At 65.0% G+C, this 18,504-nt stretch carries 17 protein-coding genes; 10 read left to right on the top strand and 7 right to left on the bottom strand.

Annotation, left to right across the window (positions count from 1 at the left end; genetic code table 11):
• Position 1 precedes the first annotated feature (1 nt).
• Genes nuoL through J3E61_RS18430 form a run of 5 tightly spaced genes read left to right on the top strand, consistent with a single transcriptional unit; the run spans position 2 to position 6,641 of the window.
• Complete coding sequence (nuoL, locus tag J3E61_RS18450; RefSeq protein WP_210084510.1) at positions 2-1,912, top strand: NADH-quinone oxidoreductase subunit L; 1,911 nt, start codon at positions 2-4, stop codon at positions 1,910-1,912.
• On the top strand, positions 1,906-3,474 hold the full coding sequence (locus J3E61_RS18445; protein WP_210084509.1) for an NADH-quinone oxidoreductase subunit M: 1,569 nt from the start codon (positions 1,906-1,908) through the stop codon (positions 3,472-3,474). The genes nuoL and J3E61_RS18445 overlap by 7 nt, the downstream gene beginning before the upstream one ends.
• On the top strand, positions 3,471-5,045 hold the full coding sequence (gene nuoN / locus J3E61_RS18440) for an NADH-quinone oxidoreductase subunit NuoN (protein WP_192721585.1): 1,575 nt from the start codon (positions 3,471-3,473) through the stop codon (positions 5,043-5,045). The genes J3E61_RS18445 and nuoN overlap by 4 nt, the downstream gene beginning before the upstream one ends.
• Positions 5,042-5,821: an enoyl-CoA hydratase gene (locus J3E61_RS18435; RefSeq protein WP_210084508.1), complete on the top strand. Its 780-nt coding sequence runs from the start codon at positions 5,042-5,044 to the stop codon at positions 5,819-5,821. Before nuoN ends, J3E61_RS18435 begins: the two co-directional genes overlap by 4 nt.
• Positions 5,822-5,849: 28 nt before the next feature.
• Positions 5,850-6,641 carry an SDR family oxidoreductase gene (locus J3E61_RS18430; RefSeq protein ID WP_210084507.1) on the top strand — a complete coding sequence of 264 codons (792 nt, stop codon included), beginning with the start codon at positions 5,850-5,852 and terminating at the stop codon, positions 6,639-6,641.
• A gap of 7 nt (positions 6,642-6,648) precedes the next feature.
• Here J3E61_RS18430 and J3E61_RS18425 read toward each other — a convergent pair whose 3' ends face one another.
• Positions 6,649-7,329, bottom strand: a complete 681-nt coding sequence (locus tag J3E61_RS18425; protein ID WP_210084506.1) for a PIG-L family deacetylase — start codon at positions 7,327-7,329, stop codon at positions 6,649-6,651.
• Complete coding sequence (locus tag J3E61_RS18420) at positions 7,307-7,930, bottom strand: TetR/AcrR family transcriptional regulator (RefSeq protein ID WP_210084505.1); 624 nt, start codon at positions 7,928-7,930, stop codon at positions 7,307-7,309. Before J3E61_RS18420 ends, J3E61_RS18425 begins: the two co-directional genes overlap by 23 nt.
• 44 nt (positions 7,931-7,974) lie before the next feature.
• On the opposite strand from J3E61_RS18420, the gene J3E61_RS18415 reads away from it, so the two are divergent.
• The 3 genes from J3E61_RS18415 (at position 7,975) to J3E61_RS18405 (ending at position 10,876) form a co-directional block, all read left to right on the top strand.
• Positions 7,975-9,105: a phosphotransferase family protein gene (locus tag J3E61_RS18415; protein WP_210084504.1), complete on the top strand. Its 1,131-nt coding sequence runs from the start codon at positions 7,975-7,977 to the stop codon at positions 9,103-9,105.
• Entirely contained in the window at positions 9,105-10,220 is a 1,116-nt protein-coding gene (locus J3E61_RS18410) for a hypothetical protein (protein WP_210084503.1), read from the top strand. Before J3E61_RS18415 ends, J3E61_RS18410 begins: the two co-directional genes overlap by 1 nt.
• 140 nt (positions 10,221-10,360) lie before the next feature.
• A complete protein-coding gene (locus tag J3E61_RS18405; protein ID WP_192722426.1) occupies positions 10,361-10,876 on the top strand; it encodes a DivIVA domain-containing protein in 516 nt (171 codons plus the stop codon).
• 40 nt (positions 10,877-10,916) lie between these two features.
• Here J3E61_RS18405 and J3E61_RS18400 read toward each other — a convergent pair whose 3' ends face one another.
• Entirely contained in the window at positions 10,917-11,444 is a 528-nt protein-coding gene (locus J3E61_RS18400) for a DUF4345 domain-containing protein (RefSeq protein ID WP_210084502.1), read from the bottom strand.
• Here J3E61_RS18400 and J3E61_RS18395 point away from each other — a divergent pair.
• Positions 11,337-12,098, top strand: a complete 762-nt coding sequence (locus tag J3E61_RS18395; protein ID WP_210084501.1) for a helix-turn-helix transcriptional regulator — start codon at positions 11,337-11,339, stop codon at positions 12,096-12,098. The two genes, J3E61_RS18400 and J3E61_RS18395, sit on opposite strands and share 108 nt — an antisense overlap.
• Here J3E61_RS18395 and J3E61_RS18390 read toward each other — a convergent pair.
• From J3E61_RS18390 to J3E61_RS18380, 3 genes are read right to left on the bottom strand one after another with little or no spacing between them, the layout of a single operon-like run.
• Positions 12,031-13,548: an NAD(P)/FAD-dependent oxidoreductase gene (locus J3E61_RS18390; protein ID WP_210084500.1), complete on the bottom strand. Its 1,518-nt coding sequence runs from the start codon at positions 13,546-13,548 to the stop codon at positions 12,031-12,033. The two genes, J3E61_RS18395 and J3E61_RS18390, sit on opposite strands and share 68 nt — an antisense overlap.
• Before the next feature lie 11 nt (positions 13,549-13,559).
• On the bottom strand, positions 13,560-15,041 hold the full coding sequence (locus J3E61_RS18385) for an NAD(P)/FAD-dependent oxidoreductase (protein WP_210084499.1): 1,482 nt from the start codon (positions 15,039-15,041) through the stop codon (positions 13,560-13,562).
• A 41-nt stretch (positions 15,042-15,082) separates the two neighbouring features.
• Positions 15,083-16,063: a TIGR03617 family F420-dependent LLM class oxidoreductase gene (locus J3E61_RS18380; RefSeq protein ID WP_210085613.1), complete on the bottom strand. Its 981-nt coding sequence runs from the start codon at positions 16,061-16,063 to the stop codon at positions 15,083-15,085.
• Positions 16,064-16,097: 34 nt separating this feature from the next.
• Between J3E61_RS18380 and J3E61_RS18375 the strand changes: the two genes are divergently transcribed.
• Positions 16,098-17,477 carry a flavin monoamine oxidase family protein gene (locus J3E61_RS18375; RefSeq protein ID WP_210085612.1) on the top strand — a complete coding sequence of 460 codons (1,380 nt, stop codon included), beginning with the start codon at positions 16,098-16,100 and terminating at the stop codon, positions 17,475-17,477.
• Here J3E61_RS18375 and J3E61_RS18370 read toward each other — a convergent pair.
• Positions 17,474-18,436 carry an alpha/beta hydrolase gene (locus J3E61_RS18370; protein ID WP_210084498.1) on the bottom strand — a complete coding sequence of 321 codons (963 nt, stop codon included), beginning with the start codon at positions 18,434-18,436 and terminating at the stop codon, positions 17,474-17,476. The genes J3E61_RS18375 and J3E61_RS18370 overlap by 4 nt on opposite strands.
• Positions 18,437-18,504: the final 68 nt, after the last annotated feature.

Here is an 18,504-nt window from a genome sequence, read left to right as displayed (position 1 = left end):
CATGACAACTCTTGTGTGGCTGGTGATCGCCCTGCCGCTGGCCGGCGCCGCCGTCCTGCTGCTTGCCGGCAGAGCAACCAACAGCTGGGGTCACCTGCTGGGCTGTGCCGCCTCGTTGGCCTCCTTCGGTGCGGGTGTCGTGTTGTTCGTCGACATGCTCGGGCGCCACGCAGAAGACCGAGTGATCCACCAGGCCCTGTTCTCCTGGGTGCCCGTCGGCGGGCTGCAGGTGGACTTCGGCCTGCAACTCGACGCGCTGTCGATGTGTTTCGTGCTGCTGATCACCGGCGTCGGCTCGCTGATCCACATCTACTCGATCGGCTACATGGCCGAAGATCCGGAACGCAGACGGTTTTTCGCCTACCTCAACCTTTTTCTCTCGGCGATGCTGCTGCTGGTGCTGGCCGACAACTACCTCGGGCTCTACGTCGGCTGGGAAGGCGTGGGCCTGGCGTCGTATCTGCTGATCGGTTTCTGGCAGCACAAACCCTCTGCCGCAACGGCGGCCAAGAAGGCGTTCGTGGTCAACCGTGTCGGCGACATGGGTCTGGCCATCGCGCTGATGGTGATGTTCGCCTACATCGGGTCGATCTCCTATGCCGGCGTCTTCTCCGCGGCCCCCAAACTCAGTGAAGGCGTCCTGACCGCGATCGGGCTGCTGCTGTTGCTCGCCGCGTGCGGCAAGTCCGCCCAGGTCCCGCTGCAGTCCTGGCTGGGCGACGCGATGGAAGGCCCCACCCCGGTCTCGGCGTTGATTCACGCCGCCACCATGGTCACCGCCGGCGTCTACCTGATCGTGCGGTCGGGGCCGGTGTTCAACCTGGCGCCGGGAGCTCAACTGGGCGTGGTGATCGTCGGGGCGGTAACGCTGTTGTTCGGGGCGATCATCGGCTGCGCCAAGGACGACATCAAGAAAGCACTCGCGGCCTCCACGATGTCGCAGATCGGCTACATGGTGCTGGCCGCCGGGCTGGGCCCGGCCGGGTACGCGTTCGCGATCATGCACCTGCTCACCCACGGCTTCTTCAAAGCCGGGCTGTTCCTCGGCGCCGGGTCGGTCATGCACGCCATGGGCGACGAGGTGAACATGCGCCGCTACGGCGGGCTGCGGAAGGCGCTGCCGATCACCTTCGCCACCTTCGGGCTGGGGTACCTGGCGATCATCGGTGTCCCACCACTGGCCGGGTTCTTCTCCAAAGACGGCATCATCGAGGCCGCGCTGGGCAGCGGCGGCATCAAGGGCCCGATCCTGGGGGCGGCGGCGATCCTGGGTGCAGGCATCACCGCGTTCTACATGACCCGGGTGATGTTGATGACGTTCTTCGGCAAAAAGCGTTGGGCTTCCGAGGCGAGCGAAGCGACGGGGAACCAGTTGGTGGTACATCCGCACGAATCACCAGCGGTCATGACGTGGCCGATGATCCTGTTGGCCATCGGCTCGGTGTTCTCCGGCGGCTTCTTCGCCATCGGCGGCACCCTGCAGAAGTGGCTGGAACCCGTCGTCGGCGCCCACGAAGAGGCACACGCGACCCCGGTGTGGGTGGCTACCACAGTGATCCTCGTCGTGGTCGCCGTCGGAATCGCGATCGCCTACCGCATGTACGCCAGCCGCGCCGTACCAGAAGAGGTGCCGGCGGGCTCCGCGCTCACCGCAGCGGCGCGCCGGGATCTCTACGGGGATGCCTTCAACGAACGGGTGTTCATGCGGTCGGGGCAGCAGCTCACCGAGGGTCTCGTCGAGATCGACGACGAGGTGGTCGACGGGGCCGCCAACGGACTCGCCGCGGTCGTCGGTCGAATCTCGGACGGATTCCGGCAATTGCAAACCGGATTCGCCCGCTCGTATGCCCTGTCGATGTTGGCCGGTGCGGCCCTTGTGGTCGCCGCGATCCTGGCGGTGCAGCTGTGGTGAACAACATTCCGTGGCTCACGATCCTGTGGGCGATCCCGATGCTCGGCGCGGCGCTGGTGATGGTGTTGCCCGCCTCGCAGCGCGTGACGGCCAAGTGGCTCGCGTTGGTGACGTCGTTGGCCGTGCTCGGGGTGACGTTGGTGATCGCGGTCGGCTTCAAGCCGGGCGGCGAGCAGTACCAGTTCGTCGAAAACCACAAGTGGATCCCGTCTTTCGGCACCGGCTACATCCTTGGCGTCGACGGCATCGCCCTCGCCATTGTCGTGTTGACCGCTGTCCTGGTGCCGCTGCTGATCATCGCGGGCTGGAACGACGCCAGCGACCAGATCGGCTGGGGCGGCCGCTCGGTGCACACGTACTTCGCGCTCACGCTCGCGGTCGAGGGCATGGTGTTGATGTCGCTGGTCTCGCTGGACGTGCTGCTGTTCTACGTGTTCTTCGAGGCCATGCTCATCCCGATGTACTTCCTGATCGGAGGATTCGGCGGCGAAAACCGATCCAAAGCAGCGGTGAAGTTCTTGCTGTACAACCTATTTGGCGGCCTGATCATGCTCGCCGCGGTGATCGGCCTCTATGTGGTGACCGCGCAGAGCAACGCGTTCGCCGCAGGGACGTTCGACTTCCGCGCGATCGTCACCGCTGTGTCCAGTGGTCAGTTCGTGATGAGCCCGGCCGTGATGAACCTGTTGTTCGGCGGGTTCATGTTCGCCTTCGCGGTCAAGGCGCCGCTGTGGCCGTTTCATCGGTGGCTGCCCGACGCCGCAGTTGAGGCCACTCCGGCCAGCGCAGTGCTGATGATGGCGGTCATGGACAAGGTCGGCACCTTCGGCATGCTGCGCTACTGCCTGCAGCTGTTCCCTGACGCCTCAATGTATTTCCGGCCGCTGATCATCACACTGGCGGTCATCGGCATCGTCTACGGCGCGATCCTCGCGATCGGCCAGGTCGACGTCATGCGGCTGATCGCCTACACGTCGATCTCACATTTCGGTTTCATCATTCTCGGCATCTTCGTCATGACCAGCCAAGGCCAGTCCGGGTCAACCCTGTACATGGTCAACCACGGCATCTCCACCGCTGCGCTGTTCCTGATCGCCGGATTCCTGGTGTCACGCAGGGGAACCCGCTTGATCAGCGCATACGGCGGAGTGCAGAAGGTCGCGCCGGTGCTGGCCGGCACGTTCCTGGTCGCCGGTCTTGCGACATTGTCACTGCCCGGTCTGGCGCCGTTCATCAGCGAATTCCTGGTCCTGATCGGAACATTCACGCGCTACCCGGCATTCGCGGTGTTTGCGACGTTGGCCCTGGTGCTCTCAGCGCTCTACATCCTGTGGGCCTACCAGCGGATGATGGGCGGCCCGGTCAAGGAGGGCAACGATCGGTTGCGCGACTTGGTGCCTCGCGAAATCTTGGTCGTCGCACCGCTTATCGCGCTACTGCTGCTGCTCGGGGTGTATCCGAAACCCGTTCTCGACGTGATCAACCCCGCGGTCAGTCACACGCTGACCACCATCGACCAACCTGACCCGGCACCGAAGATGGCAGAAGGGCCGGCACGATGAACATACCTACCCCCACAGTCGAATACGGCCTGCTCTCTCCCATGCTGATCGTGCTCGGGGTGGCCGTCGTCGGTGTGCTCGTCGAAGCGTTCCTCCCACGCCAGCAGCGCTACGCCGCGCAGTTGGTCCTCAGCGTTGGCGGCCTGGCCGCCGCGTTGGTGGCGGTCATCGGGCTTGCCAGGGATCTGAAGGGCAGCCCAGGACGAACGGCAGTGGGCGGCGCCATCGCCGTCGACGCGCCAACGCTGTTCCTCCAGGCCACAATCGTGCTGGTCGGTGTGCTCGGCATCCTGCTCATCGCCGAACGCCGCATCACCGCACCTTCCGACGAAGAACCGGGCCCGGGCCTGGATGCGTTCACTCCGCAAGCCTCGGCGATCGCGGGCAGCGTCGTGGAAAAGCTGGCCACCAAAGCGGGCGTGATGCAGACCGAGGTGTTCCCGCTGACGATGTTCGCCATCGGCGGCATGCTGATCTTCCCCGCAGCCGATGATCTGCTGACCATGTTCATCGCGCTCGAGGTGCTGTCGCTGCCGCTGTACCTGTTGTGCGGCCTTGCCAGAAGGCGGCGTCTGCTCTCGCAGGAAGCCTCGGTGAAATACTTTCTGCTCGGGGCGTTTTCGTCCGCGTTCTTCCTGTACGGCGCCGCCATGCTGTATGGGTACGCGGGCACGCTGAACCTCGCCGGCATCGCCGATGCGGTGGCTGCGGGGTCCGGCAAGACGTCGCTGGCGCTGATCGGCACCGGGCTGCTGCTCGTCGGTGTGTTGTTCAAGGTCGGGGCGGTGCCGTTCCACTCCTGGATCCCGGACGTGTATCAAGGCGCTCCCACCCCGATCACCGCATTCATGGCCGCCGCCACCAAGATCGCCGCGTTCGGCGCGATGCTGCGCATCTTCTATATCGCACTACCGGGTCTGCACGACGACTGGCGACCGGTGATGTGGGCGATCGCGATCCTGACGATGGTGATCGGCACCGTCACCGCCGTGACCCAGAACGACGTCAAACGGATGCTTGCCTATTCGGCGGTGGCACACACCGGCTTCATCCTGACCGGCGTCATCGCCCAGAACGAAGCCGGCGTGTCATCGACGCTGTTCTATCTGTTCGCTTACGGTTTCAGCACGGTCGGCGCCTTCGCCGTGGTGGGCCTGGTGCGAAATCCAGCAGGCGAAGAGGACACCGCGCTGGCCCGGTGGGCCGGCCTGGGCCGGCGCTATCCCGTTGTCGGCATTGTGTTTTCGTTGTTCTTGCTCGCCTTCGCCGGTATCCCGTTGACGAGCGGCTTCGTCAGTAAGTTCGCAGTGTTCAAGGCCGCGGGTGAGGGCGGTGCGATTCCTCTGGTCGTCATCGGCGTCGTTGCCAGCGCGGTGGCTGCCTACTTCTATGTGCGGGTAATCGTGTTGATGTTCTTCACCGAACCGCCCGACGACGCGCCCGCCGTGGTGGTGCCCAGCGTATTGACCACCGCGGTCGTCACGATCACCGCGGCGGTGACGTTCGCGCTCGGCGCGCTGCCGCAGCCGCTACTGGACCTGGCGAACACCGCCAACCAGTTCTTGCCGTGACCGAATCTCTTGTCCTGACGGCGGATCACGGCGCCGTCAGGTTGCTGACGCTCAATCGGCCCGAAGCGCGAAATGCGTTGAGCCGGGACCTGATCAGGGCGGCATACACCGCACTGACCCAAGCCGACGCCGACGATGCCGTGCGAGCAGTAGTGCTGACCGGCGCCGATCCGGCCTTCTGCGCCGGCGTCGACCTCAAGGAGGCCCAGCGCGACGGGCTGAAGTATTTCGAGGAGTTCCGCTCGCAAAGCTGCATCGCGGCGGTCGCCAAGATGCGCACGCCCATCGTCGGCGCGATCAACGGGGCGACTTTCACCGGCGGCCTCGAGATGGCACTCGGCTGCGACTTTCTCGTCGCATCGGAGCGGGCGGTCTTCGCCGACACGCATGCCCGCGTCGGCATCCTGCCGGGCGGGGGGATGACGGCGCGACTCCCCCAACTCGTCGGCTTGGGGATGGCGCGGCGGCTGTCGATGACGGGTGAGGTCGTCGACGCGGCCCGCGCCGAGCGCATCGGTTTGGTGACCGAGGTGGTGTCGCACAACAGCCTTCTCGACCGGGCGCTGTCACTCGCCGCACAGATCGCCGAGGTTCCCGGTCCGGTCATGTTGGGGCTCAAGGAGATCTATACGGCAGGCTCCGCCGCAGTAATCGATCCCGGGCTTGCCGCGGAGGAGAAGATCGCCTTCGCGCAGCACCGGAATTTCGAGGGCCTCGGCGACCAGTTCCACGCCGTCTCCGAGCGCAACAAACAGCAGATCGAACAGCCGGAATAGCGCTGCGGACGCCGAGGTTGTGGACCACATGACCTCACTGACTGGTAAGACAGCACTGGTAACCGGTGCCTCTCGCGGCATCGGCCGTGCCATCGCCCAGAGACTTGCGCAGGACGGCGCCACAGTAGCCATCCACTATGGGAGTAACGAAGCCGCGGCGGCCGATACCGTCGCCGCGATTGAAGCCGCCGGCGGCCAGGCATTCCCCGTGCGTGCCGAACTCGGGATCGATGGCGACGTGGACACCTTGTTCGCGGCGCTGGAGAACGGTCTCGGCGGGCGTCCGCTCGACATCCTGGTGAACAACGCGGCCATCGTCACCTATGAGGGCACGATCGACGGAGCCACGCCCGAACAGTTCGATCGGGAATTCGCCATCAATGTACGAGCGCCACTTTTCATCACCCAGCGAGCATTGCCGCTGCTGCGTGACGGCGGCCGCATCATCAACATCACCTCTGGCGTCACCTGGTTCGCGACGCCACAGATCGTCTATTCAATGACAAAGGGCGCTCTCAATGTGCTCGGCCGTTCGTTGGCCAATACGGTTGGGACCCGCGGTATTACGGTCAACAACGTCTCCCCTGGCATCACAGACACCGAGATGAACTCGTGGCTGCACGAGTCGGACGAAGCGGTTTCCGGCGTCGCAGGTATCACCGCACTGAACCGTGTCGGAGCATCGGCCGACATCGCCGACGTCGTCGCGTTCTTCGCTTCCGACGACAGCCGGTGGGTCACCGGTCAGACCGTCGAGGTCAACGGGGGCCTGTGGCTCGGTGAGCGCACCGCGTTGATTCCGAACGCAGCCAACGGATAGATGGTCGTCATGACCTGAATCGCCGCAGATTGAACTCCACGGTGCGTCTGCCGCCGAATTCCGGGCGCGGAGTCGTCGTCATGTCGACCTGCTTGCGAGCCTGCTCCAGCACCGGCGTGTCCGGGTCGAGCACCGAGAGATAGACCTCGTGTGCGGCCAGCGAGGCGACGGCCCGGTCGAAGCAGTCGTCGTCGATGACTTCGGCATGGGTGACTTCCGGCCCGTTCTCGAACAGCCAGCGCGGCGGATCAGGCAGCGAGTCATAAGCCGCTGCAACGGCATTGGAGAACTCGATGTGGTCGCGCTGGTTCGGCTCCCCCGGCGCCCATTCCGGGCCACTGTAGATCGTCAGCACGACGTCGGGCGCCAGCGCGGTGATCGTCTCGGCAATCTTGGCGCGCAGCTCGGGTGTGTTGTGAATCTGACTGTCCGGGAAGTCCCAGAACTGCAACTCCTCGACACCAACGATGGCAGCCGATCGGCGTTGTTCGGTTTCCCTCAGCGGGCCGGCTTGCTCGGGCGGCATACCAGCGATGCCCACCTCACCGCGACAGGCGAGCGCGTAGTGCACGACCTTTCCCTGTGACGTCCATTTGGCGACAGCCGCCGCGCAGCCGTACTCCGGGTCGTCGGGATGTGGCACCAGAAGCAGCGCGGTGTGCCAGTCAGTCGGAAACCGCTCGAGCATCGCCCAATGCCACCACACCGTGGACGACAATGGCGCTGGTCTGTGCGACCCAGTCCTCGCCGAGCGGTTCGTCGGGCTGCAACAGGACGCGCAACATCGTGGCGCCGCCGATCACTTCGACCAGCCGGTCGGGATCGACATCGGCGTGCACCTCGCCGCGACGGACCGCGTCGGCCAGCCGTGTCCGCACGGCGTCGAACACGTCGGTGAATCGGCTCATCACCCTCGCGTTCAAATCGGCATCGCCTGCCATGTCGGCGATCAGCCCCGGCAACGCGGCGCGCACCAGGGGGCTGGTGAACACATCGCGGGCCGCGGCGATCATCGCGTGGACATCGGCTGCGATGTCGCCCGGTGGCGTCTCGATTGCAGTCGGCGCCGCAGGGAAAGCCGCCTCGTGCACAAGTTCGGCCTTGCTCGACCACCGCCGGTACAGCGCGGTCTTGGTGGTTCCCGCGCGCTCGGCCACCGCCGCCATGGTCAGGCTCGAATAGCCGATTTCCACAAGCAGATCCGCCGCGGCGCGCAATATGGCAGCGTCGATTCGCGGATCCCGGGGCCGCCCAGGGGTCTTGTCAACGACGGACACGTCTGCTTTCATAACGCTACCCACCGTATCGTAATTATCGGCCGAAGGAAGAATTTGTGGCTACTGAACCGGCTGTCGAAGATGTCAGCCGCCTCGAGCACTCCAGTCGCGACCTGAGCACGCTGCCCGACGTGATGTCGGGCTGGTTGTCCACCGTGATGCCAGCCGGCGTAAAGCCCGAGATCACTGTGGAAAGCGGTGTCGATTCCAACGGCATGTCGTCGGAGACGATCATCTTGACCGGCCGCTGGAACGACGACGGCCAACCGCGGGAAGAGAAGTGGGTGGCGCGGGTGGCCCCCACCGCACAGGACGTGCCGGTGTTTTCGTCATACCGAATGGACCACCAGTTCGACGTGATCCGCCTGGTTGGCGAAATGACCGATGTTCCGGTTCCGCGCGTGCGCTGGCTGGAGCCGACGGGCTCGGTGCTGGGGACGCCGTTTTTCCTGATGGATTACGTCGAGGGCCAAGTGCCGCCTGACGTCATGCCGTACACCTTCGGCAACAACTGGTTCGCCGACTCTCCCGCCGAGCGGCAGCGCGAACTGCAGGACAGCACGGTCGAGGTGATCGCCAAACTGCATTCGATCCCGGACGCCGAGACGACGTTTGGGTTCCTTGCCGACGGATCGGAACCAAATGCGTTGCGGCGCAATCTCAACTGGTTGCAGTCGTGGTATCAGTTCGCGGTACCCGATATCGGCCGTTCGGAACTGCTGGAGCGGGCGCTGGACTGGCTCGAGTCGAACTGGCCCGCCGACGTCGCCGCAACGGATCCGGTGCTGGTGTGGGGCGACTCGCGAGTAGGCAACGTGCTGTACTCCGACTACCGGCCGGTGGCCGTGCTGGACTGGGAGATGGCGGTGCTCGGTCCGCGTGAGATGGATGTGGCCTGGATCATCTTCGCCCACATGGTCTTTCAGGAACTCGCTGGAATGGCCGGGCTGCCGGGGCTACCCGACTTCATGCGCGAAGAGGATGTCAAGGCGACCTATTCACAGCTCACCGGCGTTGAACTCGGCGACCTGCACTGGTTCTACGTCTACTCCGGCGTGATCTGGGCGTGTGTGTTCATGCGGACCAGTGCGCGGCGCGTGCGGTTCGGCGAGATCGAGAAACCAGACGATGTGGAGTCGCTGTTCTACCACGGCTCGGTGCTCAAGCGACTGATCGGAGAGGCGTAATGCTCGGCCCCATGGACGAATACCCGGTACATCAGATTCCGCAGCCCATTGCATGGCCGGGTTCGAGCGACCGCAATTTCTACGACCGCTCCTACTTCAACGCACACGACCGCTCCGGCGACATCTTCGTGATCTCGGGTATCGGCTACTACCCGAATCTCGGTGTCAAAGACGCATTCCTGTTGGTGAGGCGGGGTGACGTGCAGACGGCGGTGCACCTCAGCGGTGCCATCGATCAGGACCGGCTGAACCAGCACGTCGGCAATTACCGCGTCGAGGTGATCGAGCCGTTGCACAAGCTGCGCATCGTGCTCGACGAAACCGAGGGCATCGCAGCGGATCTGACGTGGGACGGGCTGTTCGACGTCGTGCAGGAGCAACCGCACATCATGCGGCGCGGCAACCGCGTGACTCTCGACGCGCAGCGGTTCGCTCAGGTGGGCGCCTGGAGTGGACACCTGGTGGTCGACGGCGAAGAGATCGCTGTCGATCCGTCCTGCTGGATCGGCTCGCGCGATCGGTCTTGGGGTATCCGGCCGATCGGCGAAGCCGAGCCCGCGGGACGCCCCGATGATCCGCCGTTCGAAGGCATGTGGTGGCTGTACGTGCCGATGGCGTTCGACGACTTCGGCATCGTGGTGATCATCCAGGAGGACCCGCAGGGCTTCCGGTCACTCAACGACTGCACCCGCATCTGGAAGGACGGCCGCGTCGAACAGTTGGGTTGGCCGCGGGTCAAGATCCACTACCGCTCCGGTACACGGATCCCGACCGGTGCGACCATCGAGGCGACCGCATTCGACGGCAGCCCAGTGCATTTCGACGTCGAGTCGAAACTGCCGGTGCCCATTCACGTCGGCGGCGGGTACGGCGGAGACTCCGACTGGCTGCACGGAATGTGGAAGGGCGACAACTTCACTGAACGCCTCACCTACGACATGACCGATCCTGCGATCGTCGGGCGCGCCGGCTTCGGCGTCATCGACCACGTCGGCCGGGCGGTATGCCGCGAAGCCGACGGCGTCGAACGCGAGGGTTGGGGCCTGTTCGAACACGGCGCGCTCGGCCGGCACGATCCGTCGGGCTTCGCCGACTGGTTGACCGTCGCGCCTTAACCAAATGCCGGGTCCCGGAAACCTTCCGGTGGGACCATTCGCTGGTGGACCAAGATGACCCCGAGCGGCGGATCGACGAGCTGGAAAGCCAGTTGGCCGACCGGAATCACGTCGCGCAGCCGGAACGAGCAGCCGATGGTTTGGGACTAACCCCAGACGATGTCCATAACCAGGCATTCTCGAGTGCGAAGGGCGGACGTCGCGGCTACCACGAAGACGAGGTTGACGCGTTTCTGGACCGCGTCGAGGCAACGCTACGAGATCCGACAAGTGACCGCCTCACTGCGGCGGACATCGGCAACGCGGCGTTCTCCAGGGCGCCGATCGGAAGGCGCGGATATGACGAAGAGGAAGTTGATGCGTTTCTTCATCGCGTGGCGGTTGAGGTGGCGCGCCGCTCCGGGCAACCGCTAGCGGCCGATCCCGGACCCCGTCACCTTCGACAAGCGGACGAGTCAACCGCGGAGAAGATCGTCAACCACGTTGCCGCGTTCGGAGTGGAACTTTTCGGCCATCACTCCGCCGTGACGTGGCGAGCGCCGCTGGTACTCGCGTTGGTGTTCCTTCTGCTCGGCTTCGCCACCCATCCCGCTTACTTTGTCGTCGCCGGTTTTCTGTTGCTTTGGGCGACCGTTGCGTGGCGGACCGATCGGTGACGGCAGGTGATTCGGCGCGCGTATCCACGCGCAGCGACGGTTAGCGCGCCGAAGTCGCAAAGAGCGCGCCGGCAGCCAGTGATTCGACCAAGAAGTAGAACCAGTTCGGATAGAACGCGGTGCGGTCGCCGAGGATCGCAGCGGCCACGCGGCCAACGGCCATCCCCACCAAGGCGGCCGCAACGGTGATCAAGATGCCCCGTCGCAGGTCGCCGTCCGCGGCCGCCGCGTATGCGAGCACAGCCGCGATAGCCAGCCCGAAGCCGCCGTAGACCGCGCGCACCTCCGACCGTGATGCGTCTCCCCCGAGCGTCGTGCCGAATGGGCGCACCAGCGCGGCGGGCGCGGCAAGCGCGTACACGCCCATACCGACGAAGAACACGGCGATGACGCCGATGACTGCAGTGCCGACTGGGCTGGCCACGATAACCTCCTGTCGAGTTGACGTGAGGAGGCCAGCATGACGGCAAAGGCCGGCGCGGCGCTTCCACAAACCTGCTATCCGTCGATCTGGCTGTGGCCGGGCCAGGCGCTCTATGCAGGTCCCAGCCTGAACCTCGCACCGCATTCGGGCTCGGTGTGGTGCCTCGCGGTCGGCATCGACGGTCCGCTGACCGTCGCGACGGAAGACGGAGTCAAACGCACGGCGCTCAGCGTCCTGATTCCGCCGAGGATGGTCCACCAGCTGACCTGCCACGGCGCCGGGCTGGTCTCCTGCTATCTGGAGCCGACATCGGAGCGCGCCAACGCGAGCAGACCCAAGTTCAACGACTGGCAAGGCGAAGTCGGCCTACGACACGTCGACGAAGAACGCCTGCAGTTCAGCCCGACCGACGACGAAACCGCTTCGCACTGGCTCGATTTGGCGGCGCCCGCCGCGCCGCGGCACATCGATCCCCGCATCGTCGCCGCGGCGCGCACAATACGTGACGACCCCGCGGGATCGGTTGCGTCGCGCGAACTCGCCGCTGCCGCAGGACTTTCCGAATCACGGTTCCTGCACCTGTTTCGCGACGAACTCGGCACCAGTTTGCGCCGCTATCGGCTGTGGGTGCGGTTGACGCACGCGGGAGCGGCCATCGCGGCGGGTGACAACCTCACCACGGCGGCGATGAAGTCGGGTTTCGCCAGCCCGTCGCACCTGGCCGACAGGTTCAAGACGACATTCGGGTTGTCCGCGTCCCAGTTGCTCGGGACGGGACTGACCCTGCGGACGCCGTAGCCGCACGCCCGAACACCATCGATTCCTCGATGGACTCGAATGGCCGGCGAAGCACGTCGAGCAGGAAGTTCTGCGACATCTGCCACGGCCTGCGATTGCCCGTCTTCGGCAGCATGTGCAGTCCCCGCTTCACGTAACCCGATTCCAGTTTGAACGCAGGCTCCTCGGACATGCCAACGGTGCCGACATGCGGATAGGCATGGGTGTAGCCATGAGAATCCATGTACGCCAACAATTTTGCGAACGACTTCGCGGTCAGATCGGCGCCCAGGGTCCACGAAGCGTTGGTGTAGCCGACACACCACGCGGCGTTCGGAACGTCCTCGAGCATGTGGCGGCGATACAGAAACCGATCATGCGGGTCGACCTGCCTGCCGTCCACTCTGATCCGCGCGCCGCCAAGCGACTGCAACTGCAGTCCCGTCGCGGTGACAATCACGTCGGCGTCCAAATGGCGGCCCGAGCGCAAAACGATGCCCGTGGCATCCATGTGGTCGACGTGGTCGGTCACCATCTCGACCCGGCCCTTGGCGATCTCCTTGTACAGATCGGCGCCGATGATGAAGCACAACCGCTGATCCCACGGGTTGTACGGCGGATTGAAATGCGTGTCGATGTCGTAGTCCGCCGGCAGCGTGCTCTCGGCGGTGCGGCGGAGAAAACGCCTGCTGAACTCGGGCGCCCGGCGGGCGACGACCCACATGACCACCCCGACGATCGCGTTGCGCCAGCGGACGATCCAGTGAGCGAGCTTCAGCGGCAAGAACTTCCGGAGTGCCACTGCCGTCGGCTCGACCTTGACTGAGGAGATCATGTACGACGGCGTGCGCTGCAACATCGTCACGTGGGCGGCCCTGTCCGTCAGCGACGGGATGAGACTGACCGCGGTCGCCCCGCTGCCGATGACAACGACTCGTTTGCCTGCGAAGTCCAGCGATTCGGGCCAGTGCTGGGGATGCACGACCTGGCCATTGAAGGACTCCATTCCGGGAAACGTTGGCGCATAGGGCTCGTCGTAGTTGTAGTAGCCGGTGCCGAAGAACACGAACCGGCTACGGTACGTCGCGGGGTGGCCATCCTGGTCAACCTGCAGTGTCCACGTGTCGGTCGTCGAGTCCCAGTCAGCGCAACGGACGTAGGTGCGGTAACGAATACGCTTGTCGATGCCGTGCTTGCGCGCGGTCTGATCGAGGTATTCCCAGATATGCTCCCCGTCGACGATCATCTCCGGCCGGGTCCACGGCTCCCACGGAAAGCACAGCGTGTAGATGTCGCTGTCCGATCGAATTCCCGGATACCGGAACAGGTCCCAGGTACCGCCCAACCGCTCCCGCCGCTCCAAGATCGTCAACGACAGGTGCGGATTGCGTTCGCGGATCCGGTACGCGGCGCCGATGCCGGATATGCCGGCACCGATGATCAGGACATCCGAATATTCGGGTTCGCTCACCTTGGCACCTCCTAGGCGGGTTTCGCCTCCCGAGCCTCCGCGCGGCCGAACACCATCGACTCCTCAATGCGGTCGAGACGATGGTCGATGGCATCGAGTACGTAGTTGTGCCGCACGTTCCACGGTCGGCGCGTGCCGGACTTCGGCAGCGCGTGCAATGCGCGCTGCACATAACCCGCGTTGATGTTCCACGCCGGCTTCTCCGGCATCGGCTTGTCGCCAAGGTGCGGGTAGGCGTGGGTGTACCCGTGACCGTCCATGTAGGCCAACAGTTTTGCGACCGAACGCGCGGTGAGGTCGGCGCGCAGTGTCCACGATGCGTTGATGTAGCCGACGCACCACGCCATGTTCGGGATGTCTTCGAGCATGTGCTCCTTGTAGACGAACCGGTCCTGTGGCTTGACCTCGGCGCCGTCGATGCTGATCGCCACCCCGCCCAGCGCCTGCAACTGCAGGCCGGTCGCGGTGACGATGACGTCAGCGTCGACGTGTCGGCCGGACTTCAGGACGATCCCACTGCTGTCGATGTGATCGACCGTGTCGGTGACGACTTCGGCGCGGCCTTCGCCGACAGCGGTGTAGAGGTCGTTGTCGAGGATCAGGCACAGCCGCTGGTCCCACGGGTCGTATCGCGGCTTGAAGTGCACGTCCACCGGATAGTCTTCCGGCAGATTCCTTTTCGCCATCGCCCGGATCAGCCATCGACTGAACCTCGGCGCCTTCCGTGCGACCACGTATGTCAGCACGGTGAACAGCGTGTTGTACAACCGGACGGCGTGGTTGGCGGCGCGCAGCGGCAACACTTTTCGGATCGCCTGCACCACCGGATGGATGCGCGGCATCGACAACATGTACGTCGGTGAGCGCTGCAACATGGTCACGTGGCCGGCCTTCTCGGAAAGCGACGGGATCATGCTCACAGCGGTTGCACCGCTGCCGATCACCACCACCCGTTTGCCCGTGTAGTCGAAGCCTTCTGGCCAGAACTGGGGGTGTAAGACTTCGCCGGTAAACGTCTCGATGCCGGGGAACTCCGGGCGGTAGGGCTCGTCGTAGTTGTAATAGCCGGTGCCGAAGAAGACGAACCGGCCGCGGTAAGCCTTGGGACTGCCGTTCTGCTCGGTCTGCAGCGTCCACGTATCGGTGCTCGAGTCCCAATCGGCGGAAAGCACCTTCGTGTCGAACCGGATGTGCTCGACGATGCCGTGTTTACGGGCGGTCTCGGTCAGATACGCGCGGATGTCGTCGCCGTCGGCCACGTTCTCGGGCCGACGCCACGGCTCGTAGGGATAGCTGAGCGTGAAGATGTCGCTGTCGGAGCGGATACCGGGATAGCGAAACAAGTCCCAGGTGCCGCCGATTCGCTCGCGCCGTTCAAGCACCGTGTACGACAGCCCGGGATTCTTCTCATGGATCCGGTATGCGGCGCCGATTCCCGAAATTCCTGCGCCGATGATCAGCACGTCGGAGTATTCGACGTCTATCGCGGTCATACCCAACCCCCTTTGGTCCGGCTGGGTACCACGATAGGGGCTCAGCGGTTGAGTGCGTCGACGATCGCGGCGAGCGACTCCACCGCGATCGGTCCTGGCTGGTAGATGCAGATTCGGTCGGACACTCCTGCCACCCGGTCGCGGATGTGCGCGGCGATGTCGGCGGGGCTGCCGCATGCCGCGATGGTGTGCAGCACCTCGTCGTCGATCAGCGCGCCCATGTCCTCCCACCGGCCCTGTTTGGACAGCTTGTTGAGCTCGGGCTGCAGCTCACCCCAGCCGTGCACGTCCAGGACGGGCCGGTAGGCGGGCGTCGACCCGTAGAACGCAAGCAGCCTGCGGGTGGCGGCGTGGTCTTCGTCTTTGTCGCCTGCAGACACGATGATCTCCGGCACCACCGCGAAGTCGCCCTCGGCGCGGCCGGCAGCGGTAAGTCCCTCCCGCACGGCCGGCATCGTCGCTTCCTGCAGAAACCGCTTGGAGCCGAACGGCATGACAAGCAAACCGTCGGCGACCTTGGCGGTGGCCCGTGTCAGCCGCGGCCCGAGCGCTCCGACGTAGATCGGCGGCGGGCCGTACGGGTTGGCGCCGGGGCTGAAGGTCGGCGTCATCAGCGTGTGGCGGTAGTACTCCCCGCGGAAGTCGAGCCGTTGGCCGGAGTTCCACGCCGCGAAGATGGCCCGCAATGCGCGCACCAATTCCGTCATCCTGGCAACCGGCCGGTCGAACTCGGCGCCGAACCGCTTCTCGATCTGCGCCCGCACCTGCGTGCCGAGGCCGAGCGTGAACCGACCCTTGGTCAGCAACTGCAAGTCATTGGCTTGGTGGGCGAGATGAATCGGGTTGCGGGGAAACGCAATCGCGACGTTGGTCATCAGATCGAGGCCTTCGACAGCCGCGGCTAGGGCCAGCGGTGTGAACACGTCGTGCGGCCCCTCGAAGGTGAACACCCCGCTGGCACCGGCTTCGTGCAGCACGTGGGCGCGTTCCTTGGCATCCGTCGGCCCGAACAGCGCTGTCATCACCCTCACGACGTGAGAGCCTAGTGGCGTGAGCATTGCAGCCGGCGATGAGCGCTCGCGCGAAGAGCAGACAGCCAATGTCGACGTCGTCGTCGTTGGTGCCGGGTTCGCGGGGCTGACGGCCGCACGTGACCTGGTGCGGTTGGGTCACGACGTCGTGGTACTCGAAGGCCGTGACCGCGTCGGGGGACGTTCGTCAACAAAGACGATCGCGGACACACCGGTCGATCTCGGCGGAACATTCGTCGGGCCGACCCAGGATGCCGTCGTTGCCCTGGCCAAGGAACTCGGCTGTGAGACGGTGCGGACGTACAGCCGAGGCAAGAACCTGATCCGGTGGCACGGCAAGGTGCGGTCGTATCGCAGCACGATTCCGAAGTTGTCGATCATCGAACTGCTCGACGTGTCCCGGATTCAGTGGCGATTCGAACGCGTCTGCAGGCGGGTTCCGGTGGACAAACCATGGACGTCGCCGATCGCCGAGATCCTCGACTCCAAGACCCTTGATGAGTGGCTGCGCTATGTGCATGCGAGCGCATCGACGCGGAATCTGATGGCGATCATGTCCCGCGTGACATGGGGGTGCGAACCCGAGGAAGTCTCCATGTTGCACGCCACCCGCTACATCAAGGCTGCGGGTGGACTCGGCCGAATGCTCGATGTCGAAAATGGCGCCCAGCAAGACCGCTTTCCCGGTGGCACACAACAGATTGCGCTGCGGATCGCCGACGAGCTCGGCGGTCGCGTCGTGCTGAGCGCGGTGGTGCGCAGCATCGAACGGCGTTCCGACGGAACACTTGTCGTCAGCTCTGACCGTGGCGACGTCAGGGCCAAGGCCGTCATCGTGGCGATACCTCCACAGCACCGGGCAGGCATCGCGTTCGACCCACCGCTGCCGCCCGAGTACGAAAAGCTCACGGAGCACTGGCCGCAAGGCAACTTGAGTAAGGCGTATGTGGCCTATGAGACCCCGTTCTGGCGCACCAACGGTTGCTCCGGTGAAGCGCTCTCTGACGAAGGGCCGGTGTTCATCACCTTCGACGTCAGCCCCGGCGACGCGGGGCCCGGCATCTTGCTCGGCTTCACCGACGCGCGCACATTCGACCCCCTTCCTGCCGAGCAACGGCGCGCCCAGGCGCTCGACGGGTTCGCGGCGCTGTTCGGTGACAAGGCCCGCCAGCCGATCGACTATCTCGACCATTGCTGGGGCGCAGAGGAATTCGCGCCAGGCGGCCCGACGGCCGCTGTTCCACCAGGGTCATGGACGACGTATGGGCCGTGGCTGCGCAAGCCGATCGACGGCATCTACTGGGCGGGGACGGAGACCGCCGACGAATGGACGGGATTTCTCGACGGCGCGGTGCGCTCGGGTAAGCGGGCAGCCGACGAAGTGCACCGGGCGCTGACCGGTTAGGCGCTGCGCTGCCGGCTCGCCGACTCGATCAGCATCCGCAGATGCTTGTTGACGTCGTCGGGACGCTCGACGATGGCACAATGCCCGCCTGGTAGCTCGACGAACGACGCCAGGTTCGGCGCCATCCTGGCGATGTGCCGCGACGAAACCATCGGCAGCAGACGGTCTTTCGTGCTTCCGATGACCAGCGTCGGCGCGGTCAGGTTTTTCAGCCCGATGTGCTCGGGACCGAGGTTGTCGACCAGCGCGCGGGCCCAACCGCCACGGCCCGCCGGCGGCGTCGAGGTGAACAACTCGTAGATGAAGTCGACGATGGCGGGATCGGCGTCGCGTCCGACCGCGATCGTCGAGACAAACCGCCGACTCGGGCGATCCACTGCGCGCAAAAGCGGTGCCGCACCGAAGGTTCTGAGCAGCGTGCCCGCCGCACGAACCCTGGCATCGGCCAGCGGTGGTGGCACCGGAAGAAATTTCACGTTGCGCAGCAGATCACCGGTCGTGGTGTTGATCAGCGCGACGGCGTCGACGCGTTGCGGGACCCGGTCCGGGAACCGGTCGGCCCACGACGTGATTGCGATGCCGCCCATCGAGTGGCCCGCGATGACTGCGCGCTCACCGGGCGCCAGCGTCGCGTCCAGCACAGAGTCGAGATCCTCGGCGAGGATGTCGAGGCTGTAGCGGTGGCGGTGGGGCGGTACCGCGCTCTTGCCGTGGCCGCGGTGGTCGAATGCGATGACGCGGTAATCGTTGGACAAATCCGCGATCTGGTAGGCCCACACCCGAAGAGCGCAGGTGATGCCGTGGGCGAGCACGATCGGGTAGCCGTCTTCTGGTCCGAAGACCTCGGCGTGCAGGCGGATGCCGTCTTTGGAGCGAACGGGAACGACGCGGCCCTTGGGTAATGCCTCAGCCGCGGCGAATTTTCTGGCCGGCGAACCGGCCTCCTGGCCACGTCCCATACGTGCTCCCATCGAGTTCGGCAACGCTGCCGTCAAAACCAGCCTACCGGTCGGTTGGGCGCTGTCGC

The sequence above is a fragment of the Mycobacterium sp. OAE908 genome, from assembly GCF_017872775.1.
GTDB lineage: Bacteria > Actinomycetota > Actinomycetes > Mycobacteriales > Mycobacteriaceae > Mycobacterium.
Note: the sequence above shows the minus strand (reverse complement) of the source record. Positions and strands in the feature narration are given on the sequence as shown.